The organism is Streptococcus mitis, from assembly GCF_001579035.1.
Taxonomy (GTDB): domain Bacteria; phylum Bacillota; class Bacilli; order Lactobacillales; family Streptococcaceae; genus Streptococcus; species Streptococcus mitis_J.
This window is the reverse complement of sequence record NZ_KQ970285.1, coordinates 263231-268677: the sequence shown is the minus strand read 5'-3', so window position 1 is coordinate 268677 and position 5447 is coordinate 263231. Positions and strand designations below refer to the sequence as shown.

Here is a 5447-nt window from a genome sequence, read left to right as displayed (position 1 = left end):
GATGTGACCAATTTCGATACCACGCGCAAAGTTAAGGACACCTTGCCCGTCTGGGGAAATTTCACCCTCACGAACTTCACGGATATCCACATATTCTGCAGTAAAATCACGACCTGGATTCACACCAGTCAAGTGGTAGCCATCTTCATTAGCACCCACAACTGCATTGCGAACATCTTGCACCTTACGATCTGCAATAATTTTAATATTCTCTGGCAAACCAACTGGTCCAAGTGAACCAAATCCTGCTTGAACAAGATTCGCCACTTCTTCTTCGCTAGCAACGTCAAAGAAATCTGCTCCCAAGTGGTTTTTCAACTTGACTTCGTTGAGTTGGTCATTTCCAACTAGAAGGGCCGCAACAAGCTCACCATCTGCCATGTAGAAGAGGGTTTTAATCGTTTGTTCTTCCGGAACGTTGAGGAAGGCTGCAACTTCATCGATTGATTTAACATCTGGTGTTGCAACACGAGTTACTTCTTCTTCAGCGACAACACGGTTGCTTGGTTTGTACTCGTTTGTTGCCATTTCCAAGTTAGCCGCATAGCTAGACTCACTTGAGTAAGCAATGGTATCTTCACCAGAGACCATCCATTTGAGCAATTCTGCCTTGATTTCTTCTTGCACTTCTGCAGGAATTTCGTCAAATGAGGCAACTGACTTGTCCAAGACAACCCAGCGGTCAAGGTCTGTACGAGCAGGTGTAATGGCCATAAATTCTTGGCTGTCCTTACCACCCATGGCTCCACCGTCACCAATGATAGCCTTGAAGTCTAAGCCACTACGAGTGAAAATACGCTCATAAGCAGCCTTGTACTCATCATAAACACTATCCAAGCTATCATAGTTAGCGTGGAAGCTATAAGCATCCTTCATGATAAACTCACGTGTACGGAGAAGTCCATTACGTGGGCGTTTTTCATCACGATACTTAGGCTGGATTTGGTAAAGGTTGAGTGGCAATTGCTTGTAAGACTTAACAGAATCACGGACAATAGCTGTAAAGGTTTCTTCGTGAGTTGGACCTAGAATGAAGTCTGATTTTTCACGGTTTTTTAGTTTGTAAAGGTCTTCACCATAAGTTTCGTAACGACCTGATTCGCGCCACAATTCTGCACTGAGAAGGGCAGGAGCCAACATCTCAACGGCACCAATCTTGTCGAATTCTTGGCGCATAATATTTTTAGATTTTTCAATCACACGATTAGCAAGTGGTAGATAAGAATAAACACCTGCTGAGACTTGACGAACATAACCAGCTCGCAGCATAAGAGCATGGCTGATAACTTGAGCATCGCTTGGCATTTCGCGAAGCGTTGGGATAAGCATTTTACTTTGTTTCATAATATTCCTCGATTATCTAAAAAAGAGTCGCATAATGTCATTCCAAGTCACAGCAATCATCAAGACAACCATGATGACCACTCCGGCCAAGGTGACATAGGTTTCAATTTCTTGTTTCAATGGTTTGCGGCGGATGGCTTCTAGGATATTGAGCACAATCTTACCACCATCCAGAGCTGGAATCGGAATAAGATTAAAAATCCCAATATTGATGGAAATCATTGCCAAGAAGTACAAGACATTCTCAATTCCATTTTTAGCAGCATCACTACTTGCCTTAAAGATGGCAACAGGGCCCCCTAGCTTGTTCAAATCCGGTTGGAAAATCAGATTTTTCAGAGCTGATAGAATTCGGAGGGCCGAGTCAGCAGCAGTTGTAAAACCACCTACAAACATGGATACAAAATCTGACTTAATCCCCGGTTGAACACCTAGAAGATAGCGACCTTGACTTTCTTCTGGGGTAACAGTTACCTGTTTTTCACTACCATTTTCAGAAATAGTCACATCCAAGGTCGGGGCCGTCTGATCTTTGGTTTCTGCTTCCACAGCCTGAATCAAACTTTCCCAGTTGCTAATCTCATGTGAGCCAATCTTGGTAATTTGTGCCGTTTCTGGTGCTCCCACCTTAGCCAAGGCCCCTTGAGGCATGACATGGAACTGATTGGTATCAACATCTCTGACACCACCCTGCATGAAGATTAAAATCCAAAAAACAACGACACCTAAGATAAAATTGTTCATAGGACCTGCAAAGTTGGTAATCAGTTTGCCCCAGATAGTCGCATTTTGATATTGAACATCCAAAGGAGCAATCCGAACCTCAGTTCCATCTACTTCCACAACCGTTGCATCGTGATCCACTGCAAATGTTTTTTCTTCTTCCAGAACCAAGCCCTTGATAAAGAGCTTGTCTTCAAAGTCAAACTGGGTCACCTGCATAGGGAGAGCTGTTTGATCTAATTTTTTACCTGAAAGATTGATGCGTTTAACCTTACCATCATCAGTAAGCGTCAAACTGACAGGAGTTCCTGTCTTAATTTCAGTTGTATCATCACCCCAACCGGCCATGCGAACATAGCCACCCAGAGGCAAGATTCGAATGGTATAGGCCGTCCCATCCTTGCCAATGTGAGCAAAGATCTTGGGTCCCATACCAATGGCAAATTCACGCACTAGAATTCCTGATTTCTTGGCAAAGTAGAAGTGTCCGAACTCGTGCACTACTACAATAATCCCGAAAACCAGAATAAAGGTTAAAATTCCGAGCATAGTGTTTCCTCCGTCTTTTGATTAAAAGAGTCCAAATAAGTGCATGATTGGAAATACAAGCAACATACTATCGAAACGATCCAAAACACCACCATGTCCAGGGATAAATTTCCCAGAATCCTTAACACCAAAGTGACGCTTGATCGAACTTTCTAGTAAATCGCCAAATTGTCCAGCAATGCTAAAGAAAATAGCAAAGACTGACATCTTGTAAATTCCATATGGAAGAGCAACTGTACTGTCAACTATCATAAAGATGATGGTTACTAAAATAGCGCCTAAAATACCACCCAAGGCACCCTCAAAGGTTTTATTTGGAGAAACTGTCGGAGCTAATTTTCGTTTACCATAGTTCATCCCAACAAGATAGGCACCACTGTCTGTTGCCCAAACAATACACAAGGCCAAAAGAGCCTTATCTAACCCTGCAATTCTAGCATCTAGTAAAGCATTAAATCCAAAGCCTACATAGAAACTCATAGCAAGAGGGAAAACAGCGTCCTCAATCGTATAGGACTTGCTAAAAACAGTCGTTCCTAACATGATTGAAATCAACACACTATAGGCAACCACATTCCCATCAACTGGCAAAAAAGTCAGGTAATTCTCCAAGGGAATGGTTAAGGCAAAGGTTGCAAAGAGGGTCAAGAGGCCCTCCATCGTCATGGTCTCTAGACCTCTCATCTTCAAAAGTTCATGCATGGCTAGCATGGCTATGATTCCAATTGCTATCTGAAGCAAGAGGCCACCAATCATTAAAATTGGTAGGAAAATAGCCAGGGCAATTCCTGCAAACAAGGTTCTTTTCTGTAAATCCTGTGTCATATTTCCTCCTAAACTCCTCCAAATCGGCGATGACGACGATTGTAGGCAAGAATGGCTTCCTGCAAGGCCGCCTCGTCAAAATCAGGCCACAAGGTGTCTGTAAAATAGAGCTCACTATAGGCTCCCTGCCATGGAAGGAAATTGCTCAAGCGCAATTCTCCACTAGTACGGATAATCAAGTCTGGGTCTCGTAAGTCCTTAGGTAAATGCTGGGTAAAAAGATAATTACCAATCAATTCCTCTGTGATGTCACCCGGGTTGATTTTGGCATCTAAAACATCCTGGGAAATCAACTTAAGCGCCTGTGTAATCTCAGCACGTCCACCGTAGTTGAGGGCAAAATTAAGAATCAATCCTGTGTTGTTCTTAGTCAATTCCTCAGCCTTGGTCAAAGCTTCAAAGGTTTGCTTAGGCAGGCGGTCTGTCTCCCCAATCATTTGAATCTTAACATTATTCGCATGCAATTCCGGGACATAATTATCATAAAACTCTACTGGCAAGTTCATGATAAACTTGACTTCCTGATCTGGACGGGTCCAATTTTCCGTAGAAAAAGCATAGACTGTAATAACCTTAACGCCTAGTTTGTTGGCTGCCTTGGTCACAGTTTGCAATGCTTCCATGCCTGCCTTGTGTCCAAAAACTCGCGGTTGCATACGTTTTTTAGCCCAACGACCATTGCCATCCATGATGATGCCGATATGAGCAGGAATCTGTGTCGGAACCTCTACTTCCACAGCCTTATCTTTCTTAAAAAATCCAAACATGATCTTATTCCTATTCAAAAATCTATCGTTTCATTATACCATATTTCCCTATTTTCTTCTATCACTAAGCTATTTATACTCTTCGAAAATCTCTTCAAACCACGTCAGCTCTATCTACAACCTCAAAACAGTGTTTTGAGCAACCTGCGGCTAGCTTCCTAGTTTGCACTTTGATTTTCATTGAGTATTATTCTCAGGCGCAAAGCCCATTTTTCAAAAAAATAAGTCGCCTGATTGGGCGACTCTATTTTTATAGGGAGATTATTATGAAAAAGTTTTAGGAGTTTAAGTTAAGGTCTTCTTAACTTATGAACTTAGTATACACTCCCTAGCTTAAAGTTTCCTTAAGTATTTTTAAAAATCAAATTTTTCCATTTCTCCTGCCAATTTTTCTTGGATAGACGTGTTTGATAAAGTTCCATTCGGTCTTGATTCTCTAAAAAATGAGGAGTTGGACGAACTTGAAAATTCAAAATATCCTCTAGTCCATGAGGAGTAAAGAATTCTAAAGCAGAGTCTTCATTCAACCGGAGCCCAACTTGCCGTACACCGTTCTGGATACTTACTCATAGCATCACTGGAACTGATATAGGGAGCAGTATGAGGGCTATGCAGGTGCATATAGACTTGATTTTTCAATTCCCACTGGTACTGAGGAAAGTCCTCTCTCAACTTTTTCTCTAGGGACAAGGTTTCCTCATAAGAAATATCTGGATCAAAGAAAATTACATCTACATCTGTTTCACAGTCAAAAGGGGATTTGTCTGACAAGAGATTCCAGATAAAATTTCTGACAGAACCTGCTGCCAACCAAGAATCTTTCAGACCAAGGTTTCGGATAATAGTCAGAATGGTCATCATATCCTGATTTTCTCTAAAAGCATCTAGAATTTCTTGCTCATTTTTCATTGTATTCATACCCTAAATGTTCGTAAGCCTTAGCGGTCGCAACTCGTCCTGAACGAGTTCGCATGATAAAACCTTTCTGGATTAGGTAAGGCTCATACATGTCTTCCACCGTCTCGCGCTCCTCAGCAATATTGACGGAAAGAGTGCCTAACCCGACAGGGCCACCACCATACATCTCAATCATGGTCCGAAGGATTTTTTGGTCCACATAGTCCAAACCTTCATGGTCAACATCTAGCATGGTCAGAGCCTTATCGGTAATAAGATCATCGATAACCCCATCCCCCATAATCTGGGCAAAATCGCGCACGCGCTTGAGGAGACGATTGG

At 42.2% G+C, this 5447-nt stretch carries 5 protein-coding genes and 1 pseudogene; all 6 read right to left on the bottom strand.

All coding sequences use genetic code 11. The features are described 5' to 3' along the window. A partial coding sequence (locus tag SMIDD26_RS01335) for a proline--tRNA ligase (protein ID WP_246746840.1) occupies positions 1-1344 on the bottom strand: 1344 nt, incomplete at its 3' end. Between the two features lie 12 nt (positions 1345-1356). After that, the gene (gene rseP / locus SMIDD26_RS01330; protein ID WP_061438671.1) at positions 1357-2616 is read right to left on the bottom strand and encodes an RIP metalloprotease RseP; all 1260 of its coding nucleotides are present in this window, start codon (positions 2614-2616) and stop codon (positions 1357-1359) included. Positions 2617-2637: 21 nt separating this feature from the next. Beyond that, the gene (locus SMIDD26_RS01325; RefSeq protein WP_049524343.1) at positions 2638-3441 is read right to left on the bottom strand and encodes a phosphatidate cytidylyltransferase; all 804 of its coding nucleotides are present in this window, start codon (positions 3439-3441) and stop codon (positions 2638-2640) included. An 8-nt stretch (positions 3442-3449) separates the two neighbouring features. Beyond that, a complete protein-coding gene (locus SMIDD26_RS01320) occupies positions 3450-4208 on the bottom strand; it encodes an isoprenyl transferase (protein WP_049511702.1) in 759 nt (252 codons plus the stop codon). Between the two features lie 344 nt (positions 4209-4552). Continuing rightward, positions 4553-5126 (bottom strand): annotated as a pseudogene (locus SMIDD26_RS01310) (nucleotidyltransferase family protein). Next, positions 5107-5447 (bottom strand): Holliday junction DNA helicase RuvB C-terminal domain-containing protein (locus SMIDD26_RS01305; protein WP_280630504.1); only part of this gene is annotated, 341 nt, incomplete at its 5' end. The pseudogene SMIDD26_RS01310 and the gene SMIDD26_RS01305, both read right to left, overlap by 20 nt.

Excerpts from the sequence above, each read along its gene's own strand:
- SMIDD26_RS01320 (WP_049511702.1), bottom strand. The coding sequence starts at position 4,208 with ATGTTTGGATTTTTTAAGAAAGATAAGGCTGTGGAAGTAGAGGTTCCG.
- rseP (WP_061438671.1), bottom strand. The coding sequence starts at position 2,616 with ATGCTCGGAATTTTAACCTTTATTCTGGTTTTCGGGATTATTGTAGTA.
- SMIDD26_RS01325 (WP_049524343.1), bottom strand. The coding sequence starts at position 3,441 with ATGACACAGGATTTACAGAAAAGAACCTTGTTTGCAGGAATTGCCCTG.